Source organism: Streptomyces sp. NPDC051133, from assembly GCF_040682635.1.
GTDB lineage: Bacteria > Actinomycetota > Actinomycetes > Streptomycetales > Streptomycetaceae > Streptomyces.
In genome coordinates, this window is the sequence record NZ_JBFBBK010000019.1 from 95,720 (window position 1) to 117,599 (window position 21,880).

Below are 21,880 nucleotides of genomic sequence, written 5' to 3' on the forward strand. Positions count from 1 at the left end.
CCTCAGGCGGTGTGCAGGGCGGTGTGCAGGGTGCGGACGGCCAGGGCGATGGCGGCTTCGGCGGCGTGGGTGGCGCGCAGGGCGTCGAGCATGACGAAGTCGTGGATGATGCCCTGGAAGCGGACCGCGGTGACCGGCACCTGGGCCTGGCGGAGCTTGTTGGCGTAGGCCTCGCCCTCGTCGCGCAGGACGTCGGCCTCGCCGGTGATGACCAGGGCCGGGGGCAGGCCCGCGAGCTGCTCGGTGGTGGCCCGCAGCGGGGAGGCGGTGATCTGCGCGCGCTCGGAGGCGTCGGTGGTGTACTGGTCCCAGAACCACTGCATGCCGTCGCGGCGCAGGAAGTAGCCGGTGGCGAACTGGTGGTAGGACGGGGTGTCGAAGTTCGCGTCGGTCACCGGGTAGAACAGCACCTGCTGCACCAGCGGCAGGCCGCCGCGTTCCTTGGCCATCAGGGTGAGGGCGGCGGTCATGTTGCCGCCGACGGAGTCGCCGGCGACGGCCAGCCGGGTGCCGTCGAGGCCCTTGGCGGCGCCCTGTTCCACGACCCAGCGGGCGACGGTCCAGTTCTGCTCGATGGCGACCGGGTAGCGGGCCTCGGGTGAGAGGTCGTACTCGGGGAAGACCACCGCGGCCCGCGCGCCGACGGCGAGTTCACGCACGAGGCGGTCATGGGTGTGGGCGTTGCCGAAGACCCAGCCCGCGCCGTGGATGTACAGGATCACCGGCAGGGTGCCCTCGGCGCCGGCGGGCTTGACGATGCGCGCCCGGACGGTGCCCGTGGGACCGCCGGAGACGGTGATCCACTCCTCGTCGACGGCCGGCTTCCCGGTCCCGCCGGACTGCACCTCGTCGACGGCCTTGCGGCCCTCCGCCGGCGGCAGGTCGAACAGGTACGGCGGGCGGGCGGTCGCCTCCGCGAACGCGGCCGCCGCGGGTTCCAGCACCGGCTGGACCGGCGCGAGGGCATCAGACATGGGTGTCTCCTGGGATCTCTTCGGGAACGCCGGTCGGTCCGGCGGGCGACCCGGATCGTCGTGCTGGGCACTCCGGCGCCGTCGATCCGCACAGTAGGACCGCTGCGGGTACGGCAGTTGTCCGGCAGCGCACGCCCGACAGCCCCAGAGCGCACGCCCGACAGCCCCAGAGCGCACGGGCGCCGGCCCGGGGGTCCGGCTCGACCGTGATCGGACCCGGAAGAGGCGGGCGGGCCGCAGCACGACGCCGCACGGCACGGCGTCAGTGACGCGGCGGGTTCCCGCGCGGCTTGATGTGGGCGTGGGGCAGGGCGGGCGCGGGGAGCCGGTCTCCGGGGTACCCCTGGACGGCGCCGAACCGGTCGGACCCGCTCCGCCAGTCCTCACGGGCCTTGACGATGTCCTCGTGGCTCCGGCCGATGAAGTTCCACCACATCACGATCTCCTCCTCGAACGGCGTCCCGCCGAGCAGAACCGTCCGGGCGGGGCCGTCCGACTCGTTCGTCAGCGTCAGGGTGCCGGGGCCCGGCGGGACGTAACCCAGTTCGGCGGGGCGCAGGAGGGTGCCGGCGAGCCGGACGTCTCCCCGGTCGACCAGGAGACCGTGCTCGAAGCCGGGGTCGACGGCCAGCGTGACGGACGAGTGCGCCTGGAGGGTGATCTCCGCGCCGAGCAGGGGCGTGAAGGTCGGCACCGGTGAGGTGACCCCGGCGAGCGCGCCCAGGAAGACGCTGACCCGCGCCCCGTCGAGCCGTACCGGCTCGGGGACGTGGTGCTGGAAGTCCCGCGCGGTGTCCCGGTCCGCCTCGGGCAGTGCCACCCACAGCTGGACGCCGTGCAGGACGGTGGTCCGCGGGGTGGAGACCTCGGAGTGGCTGATGCCGTACCCGCCGGTCATGAGGTTCAGTTCGCCCGGCCGGACGAAGGCGTGGCTGCCCAGGCTGTCCCGGTGCTCGATCTCCCCGCTGAACAGCCAGCTCACCGTCTGCAGCCCGGTGTGGGGGTGCGGGGCGACGTCCATGCCACCGGTCTCGGACACGTCGTCGGGTCCGTAGTGATCGGCGAAGCACCAGGCGCCGATCAAGGTGCGGCCGCGCTGGGGCAGCGTGCGGCGCACGGTCATGGCCCGCGGGCCGCCCAGGGGCACGTCACGCGGGGTCAGCACCTCGACCCGCGCCGCCCCGGCCGGGTGCTCGGCGTCCGCCGGCGTGCCGCACCGCACTTCCACGGGCCGCGTCTCGACGTTGCTCATCCTGGCCACCTCTCAGCCGATTATTGTTCTACATTCAACCATCATGCGGCGGGGAAGGGCGGTCCGCCACCGACGACAGGCCGGGCAGAGAGGCTAGGGGCGGGGGCACGGCGGCCCACGTCCGTGCGCGCACGGACGTCGTCCCGAGAGCGCACGCCCGGCGGGACGGCCGTGCGCCGACGGGCAGGCGCACGTGCGCTCCGGGCCAACGCGCCCGCCGGTCCGGCCCCTGGCGTCGACCGCGTTCCCTTCCGACACCCCCTCGCAGGAGGCGCGTCATGACCACCGGTTCCCGGCCCGCAGGCAGCCGGCCATGGCTGCATCAGAAGGGCGCGGCAGCTGGAGCTCGTCGACACCCTCGCCGAGCGCGTCCAGACCCTGGGCGGCGTCGCGGTGGGCGACCCCCGGCACGTCGCCGACATCACCTCGGTCCCGCGCCCGCCGGACGGGGTGGAGGAGGTCCCGGCCATGCTCTCGCGGCTGCTCGAAGCCCACGAGATCATCCTGACGCAGGCCCATGACGCGGCCGCCCGCACCGCCGAGCTGGGCGACGACGGCACCGACGACCTGCTGGTCTCGCGGATCATCCGCACCGGCGAACTGCAGTCCTGGTTCCTGGCCGAGCATCTGGTGGACACCCCGCTGGTGCGCGCCTGAGCGACGGGCGCCCCACCCGGCGCACCGTCAAGTCCGCGGTACGGCGTGCCGCGCGCCCGAGCGTGTCGCCGGTGACGGATCGTTACCGTGAGGACCGGCCGGCGCTCCCCGTGCCGCCGGACCGCGAGGAAGGGAGTACTCCGATGGCCGACGAGCCGATCCTGGTGCTTGCCGCGACCGGCGGACAGGGCGGGGCCGTGACCGACGCGCTGCTGGCCCGCCGGGCCCGGGTCCGTGCCCTGGTGCGGGACCCCGGCCGGCCCGCCGCGCGTGAACTGGCCGAGCGGGGCGTCGAGGTGGTGGCGGGCTCCCTGAGCGATGCGGGGTCGCTCACGGCGGCGATGAGCGGGGTGTCGGGCGTCTTCGCGTTCACGACCCCCTTCGAGGCCGGGGTGGAGGCCGAGGTGGCCCAGGGTCGCGCCATCCTGGACGCCGCGACGCGGCAGCGCGTACCGCACCTCGTCTTCAGCTCCGTGGCGGGCGCCGACCAGCGAAGCGGCGTACCGCATTTCCACAGCAAGGCACGCGTCGAGGCGGAGCTGGCCTCCGGCGACGTGCCGTACACGATTCTGGGGCCCACGTACTTCTTCGACAACGCCCTGGGCGGGGCGGAGCGCATCCGCGCCGGTGTGCTCGATCTGCCGCTGCCACCCGACCGGCCGTTGCAGCAGCTCGCCCGCCCCGACCTGGGCGCGTTCGCCGCGGACGTGCTGCTCGCCCCCGGCCGCTGGGCCGGGCAGCGCGTCGAGCTGGCCAGTGACGCCCCCACACCCGCGCAGATGGCGGTCGCGCTCGGCGCGGCGCTCGGGCGTGAGGTCCGGTACGAGCGGGTGCCGTTGACGGCGGTCGACGATCCGGACATGCACGCGATGTGGACGTTCCTGAACGGCCCCGGCTACCGCGTCGACATCCCCGCACTCCACGCCGCCCACCCGGACATCGGATGGACCCCCTTCGCCGACTGGGCGCACCGCACGTTCGCCACCGCCCGCTGAACAACCCGGTGAGCGGCGCCACATCCGGATCTCACGGATTCACGCGATGTGGCGGCCGGGGCCCGCTGGCACGGTGTCGCGAAAGCACACCGGCCGAAGGGCAAAAGACCATGTCGCCGTATGTCTCATCACCGGATCCCGGGCTCTCGGGCACCGTCTACAGCACGGACGCGGTGTCCGCCCACCGGCGTCGTGCGTACTGGCGCGAGGCGCTGTCCCGTACCTTCGGCGCCGTGGACATGGCCGTCTCCGACGAGGTCGGCCGCGGCACGATCCGTACGTCGCTGCTGGGCCCGGTGCAGGCCGTCACGGTGGAGGGCGATCCGATGCGGGGGCTGCGCACCCGGCGGCTCATCGCGGGCAGCGACAACGACGACTACGTGGTCGTGAAGCTGCTGAGCCGAGGGGTGGCCCGGGTCGAGCAGGACACCCGTGAGGCCCAGGTACGGCCGGGTCAGCTGTTCGTCTACGACATGGCGCGGCCCGTCCGGCTGACCTTCCCGGAGCCCTTCCGGACGAAGTCCCTCGTCCTGCCCCGCCAGGTGCTGGGCCTGAGCGAGTCGGAGCTGCGGCGGCTCACGGCGTCCCCGCTCGACTCCGAGACGGTGCTCGGCGGTCTGCTGTCGCCGTTCCTGTCCCGGCTCGTGGACACGGCGGACACGTATCCGCACCGCACGGCCGACTCGGTCGCGCGCAACGTCGTGGACCTCCTGCGGACGCTGGCCGACGAGCGGCTGGGCGGGGCCGACGCGGACACGCCGAGTGCCGCCCGGGTGTCGCTGCTGCGGATCAGGGCGTACATCGACCGGCGTCTCGCCGATCCGGATCTGACGCCGCAGACCATCGCCCGGGCGCACCACGTCTCCGTGCGCTACCTGCACAAGCTGTTCCAGCTGGAGGACATGACGGTGAGCCGGTGGATCCAGCAGCGCCGGCTGGAGCGGTGCCGCCGTGACCTGGCCCGCCGGGAGGCGGCGCACGTGACCGTCGCCGCGGTCGCTCACCGCTGGGGCTTCGCCAGCGCCTCCCACTTCAGCCGGGTGTTCCGGGCCGCGTACGGCGTCTCCCCCGCCGAGTGGCGCGACTCGGCCCTGCGAGAGCCCAGGCCTGCCCCCTCCCCACCCGGCCGGCCTGCCGCCGCCACGGTGTCCCTCACCCCACCGCATATGCGCTGAGCTGCCGTTCTTGCCATACTGCAGGTCCCAGTGCGGTACGGAACCAGGGAGGGCGGGCAGTGGCGGGGCCGGACGGATCGCTGTCCCGGAGCGGTCTGCGCGGCCGGGAAGCCGAACTGGACGAGCTGCGCACCCTGATCACCTCGGTGGCCCGCGGCGGAAGCGGCGCCCTGGCCGTGATCCGCGGGGAAGCGGGGATCGGGAAGACCACGCTGCTCGCCGAGGCCGTCGCCCGGGCCGGGGCGGCGGGCTTCTCCGTGAGTCTCGGCAAGGCCGACGAACTGCATCACGTCGTCCCGCTCTCGTCGTTGGCGACCTGCGTCCTGCACGGCGACCGGCCGCTGCTGTCCGCCGACGCGCTGGTCGATCTCGCCCGCCGCCACGATCAGCGGATCTGGCTGGTGGAGCGCCTGGCGGAGGCGATCGAGGCGCGAGCCGGCAGCGTGCCGGTGCTGATCGCCCTGGACGATGTCCAGTGGGCCGACGCGCTCAGCCGGTTCGCGCTGCGGCAGCTCCCCCGCCGCCTGCGGTCCTCGCCGGTCCTGTGGATGCTCACGGCGCGCCAGGGCCTCGGCGGACCTGCCGAGGAGACCGTCGCCGCCGTGCGGGACGAACTCCCCACGCACATCGTGTCCTTGGGCCCGCTGTCCGGCACGGCCATCGGCCAACTCGCCGGTGACGCCCTGGGCGAGGCCGTCGACGAGCGGGTGCGTGACGCGCTCGAAGGAGCCGGCGGCAACCCTTTCCTCGCGGTCGAGTTGCTCGCCGGACTGAGCACCCCCGCCCCCTCGGGGGAGCCCGTGCCCACCGGGCTCGTGGTGGGCGTACGTGGCAGACTGAGCTCCCTGCACCCCGACACCCTGCGCTTCCTGCGGATGGGCGCGGTGCTGGGCCGCGCGTTCGGCTTCCACGACGCCGCCGCGCTCTGCGGCCGGCCGCCCGCCGCGCTGGTCCCGGCGCTGGAGGAGGCGGTGCGCGCGGGGCTCCTGGACGACGACGGCGACCAGCTGGTCTTCCGGCACGACCTGTTGCGCCGGGCGGTGTACGTGGACATCCCGCCCTCGGCCCGCAAGGCCCTGCACCGCGAGGCCGCGGGCCACCTCGTCTCCGCCGGCCACCGGCCGATCGACGCCGTCTCGCACCTCCTCAGGGGCGCCCTGCCCGGGGACGAGGCGGCGGCGGCGCTGCTGCGGCGGGCCGCCGACGACGTCCTGGCGGTCACGCCGGGCCTCGCGGCCGACCTGGTGACGCGCGCCCTGGAACTGGTGCCGACCGCAAGGCCGTCGTGGTTCGCCGTGGGTGAGCACGCCGTCGTCTGCCTGACCCGGGCCGGCCGGAACAGGGAGGCCCTGACGACCGGTGACCGGCTGCTGGCGGTCCGGCCGCCCGTGGAGACCTTCGGCCGGCTGCAGGCCGCCCTCGGCGGGACGCTGTGGAACATGGACATGGCCGACGAGTTGCGCCGCCGCACGGACGCGGCCCTCGCGGTCGGCGGCGCCGCCCCGGAGATCGCGGCGCGGCTGGCCGCCCTGCGTGCGCTGGCCCTGTCCCGGGCGCAGGACCTCGTCCCGGCGCGGGCGGCCGGTGAGGACGCGCTGCGCGCCGCCCTCGCGGTCGGTGACCGGGAGGCGCATGTCCAGGCCCTGTCCGCGCTCGGTGAGATCGCGCTCAACGCCGGTGAGTGCGCCGCCGCACGGGAACGCTTCTCCGCGTTGTGCGCGGTCGATGCGGCGTTCCTTCCCGAGGAGATCGTCGCGCATCAGCACATGGACGACTTCGAGACCGGCGCGCGGCTGCTGCGGAAGGCGGCGGACGAGGGCGGCGGGATGCGTGAGGCGATGCTGCTGTGGGCGCAGGGGCAGCAGCATCTGGGGCTGGGCCGGCTCGACGACGCCGAGGCCGACTTCGTGACGATGGAGCGGCTGGAGCACGCCGTACAGGTCCCCGTCCAGCAGGTGAACGGGCGCGTGATCCGCTCCTGGATCGCCCTGCAGCGCGGCGACCGGGAGGCGGCGGGGCAGCACCTGGCCGAGGCGAGGAAGCGGCTCGCGGCCAGACCCAACCCGGGCAACACGGCCGCGGTGCGGTTCCTGGAAGCGTTGCACGCCGACGCCGACGGGGACGCCGCACCGGCCGTCGACGGGATCCGCCAGGTGCAGGAGCAGGGCCCGTTCATGCGCTGGCGGCTGCTGCGCACCTGGGTCGACGCGGCGATCCGCATGGCCCTGCGCGGCGGGGACCAGGGGCTCGCCGAGGACCTGGCCGCGCAGGCCGAGGCCCACGCCGCACGCAACCCCCGGGTGCCCACGGCCACCGGTCTCGCGGCGCACGCCCGTGGTCTCGTACGGAACGACCTCGGCCTGCTGGAACGCTCCGTCACCCTGCTCCGTGCGGGCCCCCGGCCGCTGGTGCGGGCCTGCGCACACGTGGCCCTCGGGCAGGCGCTCGCGGCAACGGGCCGGAAACCGGAGGCGGTGGCGGCCCTGACGCAGGCCCGGGCCGTGTTCGCGGCGGCCGGCGCGGACGCCGCGGCGGCCCGCCTGCAACGGGACCTGAAGGGTGCGGGGGCCGGGGGTCGCCGGGCGGCGAACGGCGCGCGCCCCGTGCAGGGGTGGGAGGCCCTCACGGCCTCGGAGCGCAAGGTCGCGCGCCTGATCGCCGAGGGACACACCAACCGGGCGGCCGCGGATCTGCTCGTCGTCTCCCCGCACACCGTCAACACGCACCTGACCTCCGTCTTCCGCAAGCTGTCGGTCAACTCCCGGGTGCAGCTGGCCAATCTGGTCAGGGCGTTGCCCGCGGCCTGAGCGGCCTCGTGCACAGGGCCCCCTGGCACAGTGCGTGGCGGCCGGCGCGTACGTGGTGGACGCCCGCCAAGCACTTGATCATCCGATCTGTTGAATAAGGTAATATCCCCGCTCGGACCGGAACACGCCGGTATGGGCCGTCTCGCGTCGCCCGTCCGAGTTCGGCACTCCGGCCACAGATCCAGCCACAGACACCCGTCGGGAAGCCATCATGATGTCAGCGGTCGGCCCGTCGGCCCGGCGCGCGGCCGCACTCCTCGGAGCCGTCGTCCTGGCCCTGACCGCCGGCGGCTGCGGCACCGGCAGCGGGTCCGCTTCGCGCGAGGCGACCGCCATCACGGCCCTCGACTACTACACCGACGCCTCCGAGCACGCCCGATGGGGTGAGCGGCTCACCGCCTGCGGCAGGTCGGCCGGCGTGACGGTCGAGCAGCGGAGCGTGCCGGGGTCGTCGCTCGTCCCGACGGTGCTCCGGGAGGCGTCGTCGCGGACCCTTCCCGATCTGCTGATGCTGGACAACCCCGATCTGCAGCAGATCGCGCGGACCGGTGCGCTGACCCCGCTGGACCGGTACGGCGTCGACTCCGGCGGCTACACCCCGGGCATCCTGTCGGCGGGCACCTACCGGGGAAAGGTGTACGGGCTGGCCCCCACGGTCAGCACGACCGCCCTCTTCTACAACAAGGACATGCTCGCCGAGGCCGGCGTCACCGTGCCGCGGAGCTGGGACGAGCTGAAGACGGCCGCGGCCGCGCTGACCCGCCCGGGACGTCACGGCATGGCGGTGGACGCGAACGCCACGTTCGAGGGCGCCTGGCAGTTCCTCCCGTTCCTGTGGTCCAACGGTGGGGACGAGAGGCACCTGGACAGCCCGCAGGCCGCCCAGGCCCTGCGGCTCTGGGTCGACCTGGTGAAGAGCGGATCCATGTCGGCGTCGGTGCTGAACTGGAATCAGGCGGACGTCCACGACCAGTTCGCCGCGGGCAGGACGGCCATGATGGTCAACGGCCCCTGGCGGATATCCGCCCTGAACGAGGAGAAGAACCTGCACTGGGGAGTGGCCCCGCTGCCCGTCCGGCAGCCGGGGCAGACCCTGGTCACCCCGCTCGGCGGTGAGGTGTGGACGGTCCCGCAGAACGCCTCCCCCGACAGGCAGCGCAAGGCCGCCCGGGTGCTCGCCTGTCTGAACGACTCCGCGCACATGCTCGCCGAGGCCCGGCAGAACTTCACCGTGCCCTCCCGCACCACGGTGGCGTCCCGGTACGCCGAAGAGGTCCCGTCGATGGCCGCGTTCGTCCGGAGCACGCAGCGGGCACGGGCCCGCACCGGCCGGCTCGGCGCCGAGTGGCCCAGGACGGCCACCGCCCTCTACACCGCCGTCCAGGCCGCCCTGACGGGCGAGTCGACACCGCAGGAAGCGCTCAGCGTTGCGCAGCAGACCGCGACCGGTTCCTGACCGCTCGCCACTCCCCCGGGCACGCGGGGGCGGGGCACGCTCGCGGGAGCCGGTCGCCCCGTGGCTGTTCGCCGCACCCGCGGTGGCCTACCTCGTGCTGTTCTTCGGCTACCCGGTCGTCCAGAACGTCGTGATGAGCTTCCGGCGGTACACGGCCACGACGTTCTACACCGGCGCCGCGCCGTTCGCGGGGCTGCGGAACTACTCGGCGGTCCTCTCCTCCGATTGGTGGTCGAAGACCCTGCTGACCACGGTCGTCTTCACGGCCGGTTCGCTGGCGGGGCAGTTCGTGCTCGGTCTGGCCATCGCCCTGTTCTTCCGGCGCAGGTTCCCGCTCGGCGGCGTGCTGCGGTCGCTCCTCCTGCTGCCGTGGCTGCTCCCCCTGGTCGTGTCCGGTACGGCCTGGCGGTGGATGCTCGACACCGACACGGGCGTCGTCAACCGCGCGCTGCGCGACCTCCACCTCGTGTCCTCCGGCGTCCCCTGGCTGACCGGCACCTCGCAGGCGCTCGTGTCGGTGATCCTGGTCAACGTCTGGGTGGGGATCCCGTTCAACACCGCGATCCTGTACGGCGCCCTGCAGGACATCCCGGCGCATCTGTACGAGGCGGCGACGCTGGACGGAGCGGGCCGGCTGGACACGTTCCGGTACGTCACCTGGCCGCTGCTGCGGCCCGTGGCCGGCGTCGTGCTGGTGCTGGGCGCGGTCTGCACGTTCAGGACCCTGGACATCATCCTCGTCGTGACGGGCGGCGGACCGGCCGACGCCACCCAGACCCTGGCCACCCGCTCCTACGACCTGTCCTTCCAGCAGCTGGAGTTCGGGCGCGGCGCCGCCCTGGGCAACGTGCTCATCGTCCTCTCGCTGGTCTTCGCCGTCGTCCACCTGCGCGCCCACCGGCGTGCCCTCGACGCGTGAAGGGGAGCGACCGCGTGAAGCGGGGGCCGGTGAAGCGCGCGCCCGCACGGGGGTGGGCGTCGACGATCGCGGGGATCGTCCTGCTCGCGCTGATGCTGTTCCCGGTGTACTGGACGGTGAACGTCTCCCTGCAGCCGGCCGATGCCGCCGCGCGGGAGAACTGGTTCCCCGTCCACCCGGACCTCGGCGGCTACGCCGCCGCGCTGCGCGACCAGGGGCGCCACCTCGTCACCAGCCTCGTCGTGGCCCTCGGCAGCGCGGCGCTGAGCCTCACGCTCGCCGCACCGGCGGCCTACGCCCTGGCCCGGTTCCCCCTCCGGGGCGGCACCCTCGTCGTCTTCGGCGTTCTGGTCACCCAGGCGGTGCCGGGCATCGCCGTCGCCGACGCGCTCTACGGCGCCTACGCCGGCCTGGGGCTGCTCGACTCCCACCTCGGGCTGATCCTGGCCGACTCGACCGCCGGGGTGCCCTTCGCGATCGTCGTTCTGCGGGCGTTCATGCAGGGCATCCCACGGGAGATCGTCGAGGCCGCCCGGGTGGACGGCGCCGGCGAGCTGCGCGTCTTCCGGTCCGTGGTGCTGCCGTTGAGCACCAACGCACTGATCACGGCCGGGATCTTCGCCTTCCTCCTCGCCTGGAGCGACTTCCTCTTCGCCCTCACGCTCGACACCACGGACGCCGTGCGCCCGGTCACCCTCGGCATCTACCAGTACATCGGCGCCCACACGAACCGGTGGAACGCCGTCATGGCGACCGCGGTCCTCGCGTCCCTCCCGGCGGCGGCCCTGCTCGTGGCCGCCCAGCGCCACATCGCCGCGGGGATCACCGGCGGAGCCGTCAAGTGAGGTGCGCCACCGGCGCCCTGCGTCCTCACGGGGTTTGAGTACCCGTACTCAGGCCCGACCGGCCGGGGGCCGCAACAATCCCTGTCGTGAACAGACCTGTGAAGCTCGGCATGGCCGGGGCCTGCACCGCGCTGCTCGTCGTGGGGGGCATCGGCGCGTACAACATCGTCCACGGGCTGACCGCCGGGGCCTCGGGGGACGACCGGACCGACGCGGCCCGCGGCTTCGATCCGTCCGCCCTGTCGAGCACGCCACCGTCGGACGCCGACGCGGTCCGGCTGGCCCGGGCGTTCCTGGACAGCTGGTCCCGGCAGCGTCTCGACGGAGCGGCAGCGGACACCGACACGCCCGACGCGGCCGCTCGGGCGCTGCGGCACTACAAGGACGGGCTGCGGCTGAAGAGCCTGACGTTCGACCACGTCCTGTCGGCCGGTCCGTCGCCGGTGACGCCCGGGGCCACCAAGGTCACGTTCGACGTGCGGGCCCGGGTGGCGGGCGGCACCTGGACCTACTCCGGCGCCGTGGCCGTCGTGCACAGCACGAACGGCGTGCCGGCGGTGCGCTGGAACAACTCGGTGCTGTATCCGGGTCTCGGTGCGGAGCAGTCGCTCAGCGCGGGCAGACTCCCCGCCGGCGCCACGTCGGCGAAGGTGGTGGCGAGCGACGGCAGGACGGACCTGTCCACGTTCTCCTCGCTGCGGGACATCGCGGCGACCGTCCGCCGGAACGCCAGGCCCACGGGCGGCAGTACCGGTACGGGAGTGGCGGTGGTCGACGACGGCGGAGCCGGGGTCAAGGCCCTGAAGGTCTTCTCCAAGGGCCGCACCCCGGTCGTCAGGACGACCATCGACGCCCGCCTCCAGGCCGTGGCCGAGCGGGCGGTGACGGACCCTCATCTCCAGGACAAGCCGGCCGGTACCGTCGCACTCGACTGGCGCAACGGCCACATCCTCGCGCTCGCGCACACCGGCTCGGACGGGGACATCGCCATCAACGGCATCAAGTCCCCGGGCTCCACCATGAAGATCATCTCCTCGGCGGCCCTGTTCGACCGGGCCGGCCTCACCCCGAACAGCCCCGCGCCCTGCACGGACTCACTGACCGCCAACAGCCAGCAGTTCCACAACGACCCGGGAGTGAAGGCCGACTCCGGCTCCACCCTCGCCCAGGCGTTCACGGTGTCGTGCAACACCTCCTTCATCAAGGACGGCTTCCACTACCTCGTGCACGACGGTGACGCCTCCGCCCTGCACGACGAGGCGGTCGAGGTGTTCGGCATGGGCAGCTGGTCGATCGGCGGCGGGGTGGCCACGACCGATCCGAGCATCCCCACGGACGCCCAAGGCGGCGACCAGGCGGCCCAGTTCATCGGACAGGGCCGGGTCACGGCCACACCGCTGTTCATGGCGTCCGTGGCGGCCACCGTACGAGGCGGCGCGTTCGAGCAGCCCGTCATCCTGCCGGGGCAGCACCAGCAGACCGCGCCCCGGCCGATCACCGCCCGCACCGCGGGCTACCTCCGGTCGATGATGCGCGGCGTGGCCACCAGCGGCACCGCCGCACCGCGGCTCGGCGGGCTGCCGGGCGTCGGCGGCAAGACGGGCACGGCCGAGGAGGGGGACCACACCAACGGCTGGCTCACCGCGTACGACTCCCGCATGGCGGTGGCGAGTCTGGTCGAAGGCGGCAGCTCCGGCGTGGACTCCGCCGGGTACGTCGTCCGGCGACTGCTGACGGGAAGCTGACGCCCCCGGCGGGCCACGACCAGCCGACCGTGCGCTCAGTCGGGCAGGTTTCGCACGAACCCGGCGACCAGCGCCGCCACCGCTTCGGGAGTCTGCAGGACCATGGGGTGGGTGGCGTCGATCCGCTGGACGTCGATGGCCGCCCGGCGGCGGGAGAGCACGGCCAAGTCGTCGGCGACCTCGCGCGCGAACCGGGCACTGAAGTCGCCGAACCACTCCATGCCGGGCGCGGGCGGCAGCCGGCGCCCGGCCTGTACCAGCAGCAGCGGGGAGTCGACTCCGTCCAGCCACGCGGTGACACCGAGCGCGCCGAGCCGGTGGAGCTCGTCGACGATCTGCAGCGCCGTCGCCCGTTCCGGCAGCGTCTGCCACGTGCCGTCGGGCAGCGGGCGTGCGGCCGCGCGGGCGGCGGCTTCCGCGCGGCCGGCGGGAATCCCGAACCGGACGGCGTCGGCGACCTGGTTCTCGATGTGTGCGGGTGGCGCGACGGCCCCGGCCGACGCCAGCAGCCCTTCACCGACCCGTTCGGCGCCGGGGTACTCGCGTCCCCACCAGAAGCCGTCGAGGTTCACGGCGGCACGGGCCCGGCCCGGGTGCGCACGGGCGTACTCGACCGCGACGAGTCCGCCGAGGGAATGGCCCACCACGACGGCCTCCGGCACTCCGTGCGCGTCGAGCGTGTCCGCGATGAGCCGGACCACGGTGGGAATGGTCCACGGAGAGATGCCGGGAGAGCGGCCGTGGCCGGGAAGGTCGACGGCGAGGACGCGGTGCCCGGCGGTGAGCAGGGCCGCCGAGGCGTCCCAGTCGCTCAGCGAGCGTCCGAAGCCGTGCAGGAGAAGCAGTTGCGGGCCGTCGCCCCCATGGTCGTGAGTGTGCAGGAGAGTCATATGGGGTGCACTGTAGTGGGCACCCCCTATGACCGACACCGGACAAGGGGACGTCAGTTGAAGACCACGGTCCGGTTGCCGTGGAGCAGGACGCGGCTCTGGCAGTGCCAGTTGACGGCGCGGGCCAGCGCCAGGCGTTCGGCGTCACGGCCGACGGTGACGAGCTGGTCGGGGCTCGCGCGGTGATCGACTCGGATGATCTCCTGCTCGATGATCGGGCCCTCGTCGAGGTCGGCGGTGACGTAGTGGGCGGTGGCCCCGACGAGCTTCACTCCGCGGCGGTGCGCCTGGTGGTAGGGCTTGGCCCCGGCGAAGCTCGGCAGGAAGGAGTGGTGGATGTTGATGGCGCGGCCTTCCAGCCGCTTGCACAGGTCGTCGGAGAGCACCTGCATGTAGCGGGCGAGGACGACGAGGTCGACGCGGTGTTCCTCGACGAGCGCCAGCAGCCGGGCCTCCGCCTGTGGTTTGGTGCCGGGCGTGACCGGGACGTGCTCGTAGGGCACGCCCTGTGCCGCGGCCAGCGGGCGGAGGTCGGGGTGGTTGGAGGCCACCAGGACGATCTCGGCGTCCAGTTCACCGCTGCGCCACCGGTAGAGCAGATCGGCCAGGCAGTGGTCGAACCTCGACACCATCACCAGCACGCGCGGCTTCGCGGCGGCGTCCCTGAGCTGCCATTCCATGCCGAACTCGGCGGCCACGGGGGCGAAGGAGTCCCGCAGCCCGTGCAGGCCGGTCCGGGCGGAGGTGAAGCTCGTACGCAGGAAGACGCTGCCCCCGTCGGTGTCGTCGAACTGCTGGTGCTCGGTGATGTCACACCCGTGCCGCAGGAGGAACGACGTCACGGCGTGGAGGACGCCGGGGCGCTCGGGGCAGCTGAGGGTGAGGACGAACTCGCTGTTCATGCGGGGCTCCAAGGGCTCCTCGGTCGAAGACGCTGATGCTCATGCGGTGCCTGAGCCGTACTCCGTGCAGGCGTCGACGAGCCAGGTGGCCAGGTAGGACGCGAACGAGGAGCGGACCAGCAGCCAGACGGCGGAGGCCGCCTCGCCCCGCACCACCAGGGTGACCGGGGCCTGGGCGAGCAACGTCGTCAGGCAGGCGCCGACGGGCGTCACCCGCCGGTCCAGATCGATGGCGCAGCCCTGGGCCAGCACCGTGCGGACCAGGTGCCCGGACAGGGCCAGGGTGGTGCGCTGCGCCGAGACGTCGGTGACGGTGGCGAACTCGTCCCCGATGGCCGCCCGCAGCCGGGCGACAAGCTCGGTCTGCCGGCCGTCGGGCGCCACCAGCAGCCATTCGTCCGGGCCCGCCCACAGCGCCTTGACGTCGCCGGACAGTTCGGCGCTCACGGGGCCCGGCAGCGTGATGCCCAGGGCGGCCTCGACGGCCTTCGCCGCCCGGCTGCCGGGCCGCACGCGCAGGCTGAGCTGGGTCAGGAAGGGCAGTTCCCTCGCCTGCACCCCGGTGGGCAGCCGGTCCAGACGGTCCTGCCACGCGGCGAGCGGGCTGAAGCGGGCGGGCGTCTCAACCGTCACGGCGAGCTCCCTCCTTGTCGAAGAGCACGGGGTCGGTCACGGTCACCGGGACGGTACGGCCGTCCAGGGGGACGTAGAGGGTGTCGCCGATGCGCTCGGTTCCGGAGCGCACCAGGGCCAGGGCGAACGTGCGCCGCAGTGCGTCGCTCCGGTAGCTGGAGGTGACGTGGCCGAGCATGGGCACGGGCGGCTCCGGCACCGTGCTCGTGGCGATGATCTGGGCGCCTTCGGGCAGCAGGACCCGTTCGTCGGCCGGCAGCAGGCCCACCAGTTGCTTGCGGTCGCCGCGCCGGTTCTCCTCGCGCGAGAAGGACCGCTTGCCGACGAAGTCCGGCTTCTTCTTGGACACGACCCACGACATGCCCAGGTCCTGCGGGGTGACGGTGCCGTCGGTGTCCTGCCCGATGATCGGGTACGCCTTCTCGGCGCGCAGCACGTGCATCGTCTCGGTGCCGTACGGGGTGATGCCGAACGGGCCACCGGCCGCGTACAGGGCCTTCCACACGGTGATGCCGTCCCAGGCGGGAACGTTGATCTCGTAGGCGAGTTCACCGGAGAAGCTGATGCGGCACACGCGGGCCGGGATGCCGGCGACGGTGGTGTCGCGCCACGACATGAACGGGAACGCGTCGTTGTCGACGTCCAGTCCGGGGGCCACCAGGGCCAGCACCTCGCGGGAGCGGGGGCCCACCAGCGGGACGGTCGCCCAGTGCTCGGTGACCGAGGTGAGGTGCACGCGCAGGTCCGGCCACTCCGTCTGCAGCCACTCCTCCATCCATTCGAGGACCCTGGCCGCGTTGCCGGTGGTCGTGGTCAGCAGGAACTCCTGCTCGGCCACCCGGATCACCGTGCCGTCGTCGAGGGCCATGCCGTCGACGCCGCACATCACGCCGTAGCGGATCCGGCCCACCTTGAGCGTGCTCATCAGGTTCGTGTAGAGCCGGTCCAGCAGCACACCGGCGTCCGGTCCCTGCACGTTGATCTTGCCGAGCGTGGAGCCGTCCATCATCGCGACGCCCGTGCGGGCGGCCCGGCACTCGCGCAGCACCGCCTCCTCCATGGTCTCGCCCGCCCGGGGGTAGTACCAGGGACGCTTCCACTGGCCGACGTCCTCGAACAGGGCGCCGTGCTCGACGTGCCAGGGGTGCAGCGCGGTCACCCGGACCGGGTCGAACAGCTCCCCGCGGTTGCGGCCGGCGAGGGCGGCGAAGGGCACGGGCACGGTGGGCGGGCGGAAGCGGGTGGTGCCGAGGTCGGCGACGTCCACCCCGAGCGCCTCGGCGACGATGCCCGAGGTCATCACGCCCGAGGTGCGGCCCTGGTCGTGGGCGGTGCCGATGGTGGTGTAACGCTTGACGTGCTCCACCGACCTCAGGCCCGCCCCGGTCGCCCGCAGCACGTCGGCGACGACGGCGTCGCGCTGGAGGTCGACGAACTGGTGGGTACCGTCCCGGCCGTCCGGGCCGTCCTGGGGGCTCGGGACCCGCCACAGCACCCGGCCCGGCGCCCCTTCCGGCGGCGGATCGGCGGCCGGCAGGCCGACCGTCCCGCCGGACCTGCCGAGGGCCGACAAGGCCCGCCCGGCGGCGTCCACGCCGTCGGTGAGACAGCCGGCCAGGGTGAAGGTGCCGCCGGCCGCTCCCGCCGTGCGCACCGTGTCCGGCGCCTGCGCGGGCACGAAGGCTCCGGTCGCGGCGTCGTAGCGCAGCGTGCCGCGGGCCTGGCTGAACAGGGCCACCGCGGGGTTCCAGCCGCCGGAGACCATCAGCAGGTCGCAGTCGATGCCCTGCCGGTCGCCGGGGCGTCCCTGGCGGAACGGGGCCACGTGGGCGCGGGAGACGTGTTCGACGCCGCTGGTGCCGGTGACGACGTGGCCGGCGCGGACGTCGATGCCCCGTTCGTGGCAGGCGGTGCGCCAGTGGGCGGGCACCTCCTCGCGGGCGTCGATCACCGCGGCGATCCGCAGGCCCGCGTCGGCCAGTTCGAGGGCTGCCGGATAGGCGCTGTCGTTCGTGGTGAACACCGCCGCCTGCCGCCCGGGCAGGACGCCGAAGCGGTTGAGGTAGGTGCGCGCCGAGCCGGCCAGCATGATGCCGGGGCGGTCGTTGTCGTCGAAGGCGACCGGACGTTCATAGGCGCCGGTGGCGTAGACGACCTGCTTGGCGCGGATGCGCCAGACCCGCTGCCGCGAGAGGTGGGCGGGTGCCGCGGCGCCGAGGTGGTCCGTGCGCTTCTCCAGGGCGAGGACGAGTCCGTCGTCGTAGTGGCCGAAAGCCGTGGTGCGCGGCAGTACCCGGACGTCGGGGCAGGCGGCGAGTTCCGCGGCGACCTCGTCAACCCACTCGGTGGCGGGCCTGCCGTCGAGCAGTTCCTGGCCGCCCAGCAGCGAACCGCCGGGCCGCGGGAGTTCGTCGACGAGGATCACCCGGGCCCCGGCCCGGGCGCCCGCCAGGGTGGCGGCCAGTCCCGCCGGGCCGGCGCCGACGACCAGCAGGTCGCAGTGGGCGTGCATGGTGTCGTAGCGGGCCGGGTCGGGTTGGCTGCTGAGCCGTCCCTGCCCGGACAGTCCCCGGGCGGCGAGGCCGTCGTACAGCTCCACGGTGGTGGCGGTGAGCATGGGCTCGGGGAAGGGGGCCTCGATCTGCACGAGCGCGTTGGGCTCCTCGGCACCGGCGGCCAGGACACCGCGGGGCCGTCCGTACTTGATGCTGTCGGCCACGTGGTGCACGCCGTTGGCGAGCAGGGCCGAGGCGAGGGTGTCGCCGGGGTGTCCGGTGTAGGCGGTGCCGTCGAAGACGAAGGTGAGCGTGGTGTCGCGGTCCAGGTGACCGTGGCCGCGGACACGGAACGGGTGGGTCATCGGCCGGCCTCCTGGCCTGTGTGCGGCTCGGCGCCCGGGGCGGTGCCCGGGGTGCGGGGGTGCGGGTCCCGGGTGTCGTGGACCGCGAGGAACTCATGGGTGACGGTGTCGCGCACGGCGTTGAACCAGCGCCGGCAGCCGGCCGCGTGCACCCACCTCTCGGCGAACGGGCCCTTGGGGTTGTCGCGGAAGAAGACGTACTGGGCCCACTGTTCGTCGTCGAGCGCGTACGGGTCGTCGGGGTAGGCGACGTGCGCCTGCCCGCCGTAGTGGAATTCGATCTCTTCGCGCTCGCCGCACCAGGGGCAGGTGATGAGCTGCATGGGAACCTCCTTGGCACGCCGGGCCGTCAGTGGGCGACTGCCGCTGCGCCGTGCTCGTCGACCAGCGCGCCGGTGGTGAAGCGGTCGAGGGTGAAGGGCGCGTTGTAGGGGTGGGGTTCGCCGGTGGCGATGGTGTGCGCGTAGGCCCAGCCGACGCCCGGTGTCGCCTTGAAGCCGCCGGTGCCCCAGCCGCAGTTGAGGTAGAGGTTCTCGACGGGGGTGAGGCCCACGATGGGTGAGGCGTCCGGGGTGACGTCGACGATGCCGGCCCAGGTGCGCAGCAGGTGGGCGCGGGCGAAGACCGGGAAGAGCTCCAGCGCGGCGGCCATCTGGCGTTCCAGGATGTGGAAGGAGCCGCGCTGTCCGTAGCCGTTGTAGCTGTCGATGCCGGCGCCCATGACGAGTTCGCCCTTGTGGGCCTGGGAGACGTACACGTGCACGGCGTTCGACATCACGACCGTCGGGTGCACCGGTTCGAGGAGTTCGGAGACCAGTGCCTGCAGCGGGTGGCTCTGCAGGGGCAGCCGCAGGCCGGCCATGGCGGCCAGCACCGAGGAGTGGCCCGCGGCGGCGAGGGCGACCTTGCCGGCGGCGATCGGGCCGCGGGTGGTCCGGACCCCCCTCACCCGGCCGCCCTGGATGTCGAGGCCGGTGACTTCGCAGTCCTGGATGAGGTCGATGCCGTAGTCGTCGGCCCTGCGTGCGAAGCCCCAGGCGACGTAGTCGTGCTTGGCGATGCCCGCGCGGGGCTGGTAGGTGGCGCCGAGCACCGGATAGCGCACGTCGGGAGAGGTGTTGACGATGGGACAGACCTTGGCTACCTCGTCCGGCTCGAGCCACTCGGCGTCGATGCCGTTGAGCTGGTTGGCGTAGACGCGGCGCTTGCTGTCGCGGACGTCCTGGAGGCTGTGGGCGAGGTTGAGGACTCCGCGCTGGCTGAAGAGGATGGGGTAGTCGAGGTCTTCCTCCAGGGTCTCCCACAGCTTCAGCGAGTGCTCGTAGATGCCGGAGCTCTCGTCCCAGAGGTAGTTGGAGCGGATGATGGTGGTGTTGCGGGCCATGTTGCCGCCCGCGAGCCAGCCCTTCTCCAGGACCGCGATGTCGGTGATGCCGTGGTTCTTGGCGAGGTAGTAGGCGGTGGCCAGGCCGTGTCCGCCGCCGCCGACGATGACGACGTCGTAGGACGGCTTGGGGTCGGGGTTGCGCCACAGGAAGTCGGGGTGGTCGGGCAGGACGTCGCCGGGCGTGGCGGCAGTGTCGTACGGACGCATCACTGAGCAGCCTCCTGGGGCGCGAGCCGCGGATCGGCGGGGTAGAGCGGGAAGCGGTCGGTCAGGACCTGGACGCGCGCCCGCAGTGCGGCGGCCACCGCGTCGTCGAAGCCGGGCAGGAAAGCCGTGGCGACGATGTCGGCGACCTCCGTGAACTCCTCGGCCCCGAAGCCGCGGGCGGCGAGGGCGGGGGTGCCGATGCGGACGCCGGAGCTGATCATCGGCGGGCGCGGGTCGAAGGGGACGGCGTTGCGGTTGACGGTGATGCCGATCCGGTGCAGCCGGTCCTCGGCCTGCCGGCCGTCGAGTTCCGAGTGGCGCAGGTCCACCAGGACCAGGTGCACGTCCGTGCCCCCGGTGAGGACGCTGACCCCGGCGGACCGGGTGTCCTCGGCCAGCAGCCGCTCGGCCAGGATCGCGGCCCCTTCGAGCGTGCGGCGCTGGCGGTCGGCGAACTCCGGCTGCGCGGCCATCTTGAAGGCCACGGCCTTCGCCGCGACGACGTGTTCGAGGGGGCCGCCCTGCTGGCCGGGGAACACCGAGGAGTTGATCTTCTTGGCGAGGTCGGCGGTGGACAGGATGACACCGCCGCGGGGGCCGCCGAGGGTCTTGTGGGTGGTGGTGGTCACCACGTGCGCGTGCGGGACGGGAGAGGGGTGCAGCCCGGCGGCGACCAGGCCGGCGAAGTGGGCCATGTCGACCATCAGATAGGCGTCGACCTCGTCCGCGATGCGGCGGAACTCGGCGAAGTCGAGCCGGCGGGGGTAGGCCGACCAGCCGGCCACGATCAGCTGCGGCCGGTGCTCGTGGGCGAGCCCCCGGACCTGCTCCATGTCGATGCGGTGGTCGCGCTCGTCGACCTGGTAGGCGGCCACCTTGTACAGGCGTCCGGAGAAGTTGATCCGCATGCCGTGGGTGAGGTGGCCGCCGTGGGCCAGGTCCAGCCCCAGGATCGTGTCGCCGGGCTGCAGCAGGGCGGCCATCACGGCGGCGTTGGCCTGCGCGCCGGAGTGGGGCTGCACGTTGGCGGCTTCGGCTCCGAACAGCTCCCTGACGCGGTCGATGGCGAGCTGCTCGATGGCGTCGACGTGCTCGCAGCCGCCGTAGTAGCGGCGCCCCGGGTAACCCTCGGCGTACTTGTTGGTCAGTACCGAGCCCTGGGCCTGCATGACCGCGAGCGGCGCGAAGTTCTCGCTCGCGATCATCTCCAGCGTGCCGCGCTGGCGGGCTAGCTCCGCGTCGATGGCCGTGGCGATCTCGGGATCGACGTCGTGGAGCCGGGCGCCGAGGAGGGCGGAGCGGTGGGCTCGGGCCGGTGCCTGCCCGGGGGCGGGGTCAGTCATGGGAACTCCAGCGGGAGCAACTAAAAGACGACTGATATATCAACGTGCTGTGTGCGGTACAGTAGGCAGGCGATCCGGGAGCGTCAAGGGAGGGATGCGCGGTGACTTCGTCCACCGTCGCCGGTCACGGCGGCCAGACGCTGGCCGACCAGGCCTATCGCAGCATCTCGGACCGTCTCGTCACGCTCCGGATCCGCCCCGGGGAGCCGATCAACGACGAGCGGATCGCCGCGGAGCTGGGTTTCGGGCGCACACCGGTGCGCGAGGCCCTGAAGCGGCTGGAGCACGAGCGTCTGATCGTCGCCTACCCGCGGCGCGGCACCTTCGCCACCGAGGTCCAGATCGCCGATCTCGGGCACATCTCGGAGGTCCGGCGCCAGCTGGAGCCGCTCGCCGCGGCCCTGGCCGCCGAACGCGCCGCCGAGGGCGACCGCGCCGCGCTCGGCCGGTTGCTGGAACGGCTGTCGGACACGGCCGGCGGCGGGGCGGACCTGATCCGGCTCGACATGACCGTGCACCGCGCCATCTACGCCGCCACCCGCAATCCTTACCTCGAGGACACCCTGATCAGGTACGACAACCTGGCCACCCGCATCTGGTGCCTGTTCCTCGACCGTCTCCCGGGCCTGGCGGGTCACGTCCACGAACACGGACCGCTGCTGCGCGCCATCGTCGACCGCGACGCGGAGAAGGCCAGGGCTCTCGCCGCGAGCCATGTCGAAGGGTTCGAGGCGGCGATCCGCGGCGTCATCTGAGGACCGGCTCCGCTGCCCGCTGCGTCACCCCCGAGCACTTCGTTGCCTGAAGCGCATGTTCTGCGAGACCGGTCGGGC

17 protein-coding genes and 1 pseudogene are annotated in these 21,880 nt (G+C 73.1%); 9 read left to right on the forward strand and 9 right to left on the reverse strand.

Features of this window, described 5'->3' with window-relative positions:
- Window positions 1-2 precede the first annotated feature (2 nt).
- On the reverse strand, window positions 3-974 hold the full coding sequence (locus tag AB0N17_RS20990) for an alpha/beta hydrolase (RefSeq protein ID WP_366012907.1): 972 nt from the start codon (window positions 972-974) through the stop codon (window positions 3-5).
- Window positions 975-1,236: 262 nt separating this feature from the next.
- On the reverse strand, window positions 1,237-2,226 hold the full coding sequence (locus tag AB0N17_RS20995) for a pirin family protein (protein WP_366012908.1): 990 nt from the start codon (window positions 2,224-2,226) through the stop codon (window positions 1,237-1,239).
- Between the two features lie 336 nt (window positions 2,227-2,562).
- Here AB0N17_RS20995 and AB0N17_RS21000 point away from each other — a divergent pair.
- From AB0N17_RS21000 to AB0N17_RS21035, 8 genes and pseudogenes are all read left to right on the forward strand, one after another.
- Window positions 2,563-2,883 (forward strand): annotated as a pseudogene (locus AB0N17_RS21000) (ferritin-like domain-containing protein); the annotation flags it as partial.
- Between the two features lie 143 nt (window positions 2,884-3,026).
- Window positions 3,027-3,878, forward strand: coding sequence for an NmrA/HSCARG family protein (locus tag AB0N17_RS21005; protein WP_366012909.1), 852 nt, complete (start codon window positions 3,027-3,029; stop codon window positions 3,876-3,878).
- Between the two features lie 110 nt (window positions 3,879-3,988).
- Window positions 3,989-5,053: a helix-turn-helix domain-containing protein gene (locus AB0N17_RS21010; RefSeq protein ID WP_366012910.1), complete on the forward strand. Its 1,065-nt coding sequence runs from the start codon at window positions 3,989-3,991 to the stop codon at window positions 5,051-5,053.
- Window positions 5,054-5,112: 59 nt separating this feature from the next.
- The gene (locus AB0N17_RS21015) at window positions 5,113-7,860 is read left to right on the forward strand and encodes an AAA family ATPase (RefSeq protein ID WP_366012911.1); all 2,748 of its coding nucleotides are present in this window, start codon (window positions 5,113-5,115) and stop codon (window positions 7,858-7,860) included.
- Between the two features lie 211 nt (window positions 7,861-8,071).
- Entirely contained in the window at window positions 8,072-9,316 is a 1,245-nt protein-coding gene (locus AB0N17_RS21020; protein WP_366012912.1) for an extracellular solute-binding protein, read from the forward strand.
- 64 nt (window positions 9,317-9,380) lie between these two features.
- The gene (locus tag AB0N17_RS21025; RefSeq protein WP_366012969.1) at window positions 9,381-10,235 is read left to right on the forward strand and encodes a sugar ABC transporter permease; all 855 of its coding nucleotides are present in this window, start codon (window positions 9,381-9,383) and stop codon (window positions 10,233-10,235) included.
- 29 nt (window positions 10,236-10,264) lie between these two features.
- Window positions 10,265-11,080: a carbohydrate ABC transporter permease gene (locus AB0N17_RS21030; RefSeq protein WP_366012970.1), complete on the forward strand. Its 816-nt coding sequence runs from the start codon at window positions 10,265-10,267 to the stop codon at window positions 11,078-11,080.
- An 86-nt stretch (window positions 11,081-11,166) separates the two neighbouring features.
- The gene (locus tag AB0N17_RS21035) at window positions 11,167-12,825 is read left to right on the forward strand and encodes a penicillin-binding transpeptidase domain-containing protein (protein ID WP_366012913.1); all 1,659 of its coding nucleotides are present in this window, start codon (window positions 11,167-11,169) and stop codon (window positions 12,823-12,825) included.
- Window positions 12,826-12,860: 35 nt separating this feature from the next.
- Here the strand turns inward: AB0N17_RS21035 and AB0N17_RS21040 are convergent, their stop codons facing one another.
- Genes AB0N17_RS21040 through glyA form a run of 7 tightly spaced genes read right to left on the reverse strand, consistent with a single transcriptional unit; the run spans window position 12,861 to window position 21,047 of the window.
- Window positions 12,861-13,715, reverse strand: coding sequence for an alpha/beta fold hydrolase (locus AB0N17_RS21040; RefSeq protein WP_366012914.1), 855 nt, complete (start codon window positions 13,713-13,715; stop codon window positions 12,861-12,863).
- Window positions 13,716-13,768: 53 nt separating this feature from the next.
- On the reverse strand, window positions 13,769-14,617 hold the full coding sequence (gene purU, locus AB0N17_RS21045; protein ID WP_366012915.1) for a formyltetrahydrofolate deformylase: 849 nt from the start codon (window positions 14,615-14,617) through the stop codon (window positions 13,769-13,771).
- Between the two features lie 39 nt (window positions 14,618-14,656).
- Window positions 14,657-15,250, reverse strand: a complete 594-nt coding sequence (locus AB0N17_RS21050; RefSeq protein WP_366012916.1) for a sarcosine oxidase subunit gamma family protein — start codon at window positions 15,248-15,250, stop codon at window positions 14,657-14,659.
- The gene (locus AB0N17_RS21055; RefSeq protein WP_366012917.1) at window positions 15,240-18,110 is read right to left on the reverse strand and encodes a 2Fe-2S iron-sulfur cluster-binding protein; all 2,871 of its coding nucleotides are present in this window, start codon (window positions 18,108-18,110) and stop codon (window positions 15,240-15,242) included. The genes AB0N17_RS21050 and AB0N17_RS21055 overlap by 11 nt, the downstream gene beginning before the upstream one ends.
- Complete coding sequence (locus AB0N17_RS21060) at window positions 18,107-18,433, reverse strand: sarcosine oxidase subunit delta (protein WP_366012918.1); 327 nt, start codon at window positions 18,431-18,433, stop codon at window positions 18,107-18,109. Before AB0N17_RS21060 ends, AB0N17_RS21055 begins: the two co-directional genes overlap by 4 nt.
- A gap of 26 nt (window positions 18,434-18,459) precedes the next feature.
- Window positions 18,460-19,704, reverse strand: a complete 1,245-nt coding sequence (locus tag AB0N17_RS21065; protein ID WP_366012919.1) for a sarcosine oxidase subunit beta family protein — start codon at window positions 19,702-19,704, stop codon at window positions 18,460-18,462.
- On the reverse strand, window positions 19,704-21,047 hold the full coding sequence (glyA, locus tag AB0N17_RS21070) for a serine hydroxymethyltransferase (protein WP_366012920.1): 1,344 nt from the start codon (window positions 21,045-21,047) through the stop codon (window positions 19,704-19,706). Before glyA ends, AB0N17_RS21065 begins: the two co-directional genes overlap by 1 nt.
- A gap of 101 nt (window positions 21,048-21,148) precedes the next feature.
- On the opposite strand from glyA, the gene AB0N17_RS21075 reads away from it, so the two are divergent.
- Complete coding sequence (locus AB0N17_RS21075; RefSeq protein ID WP_366012921.1) at window positions 21,149-21,802, forward strand: GntR family transcriptional regulator; 654 nt, start codon at window positions 21,149-21,151, stop codon at window positions 21,800-21,802.
- Window positions 21,803-21,880: the final 78 nt, after the last annotated feature.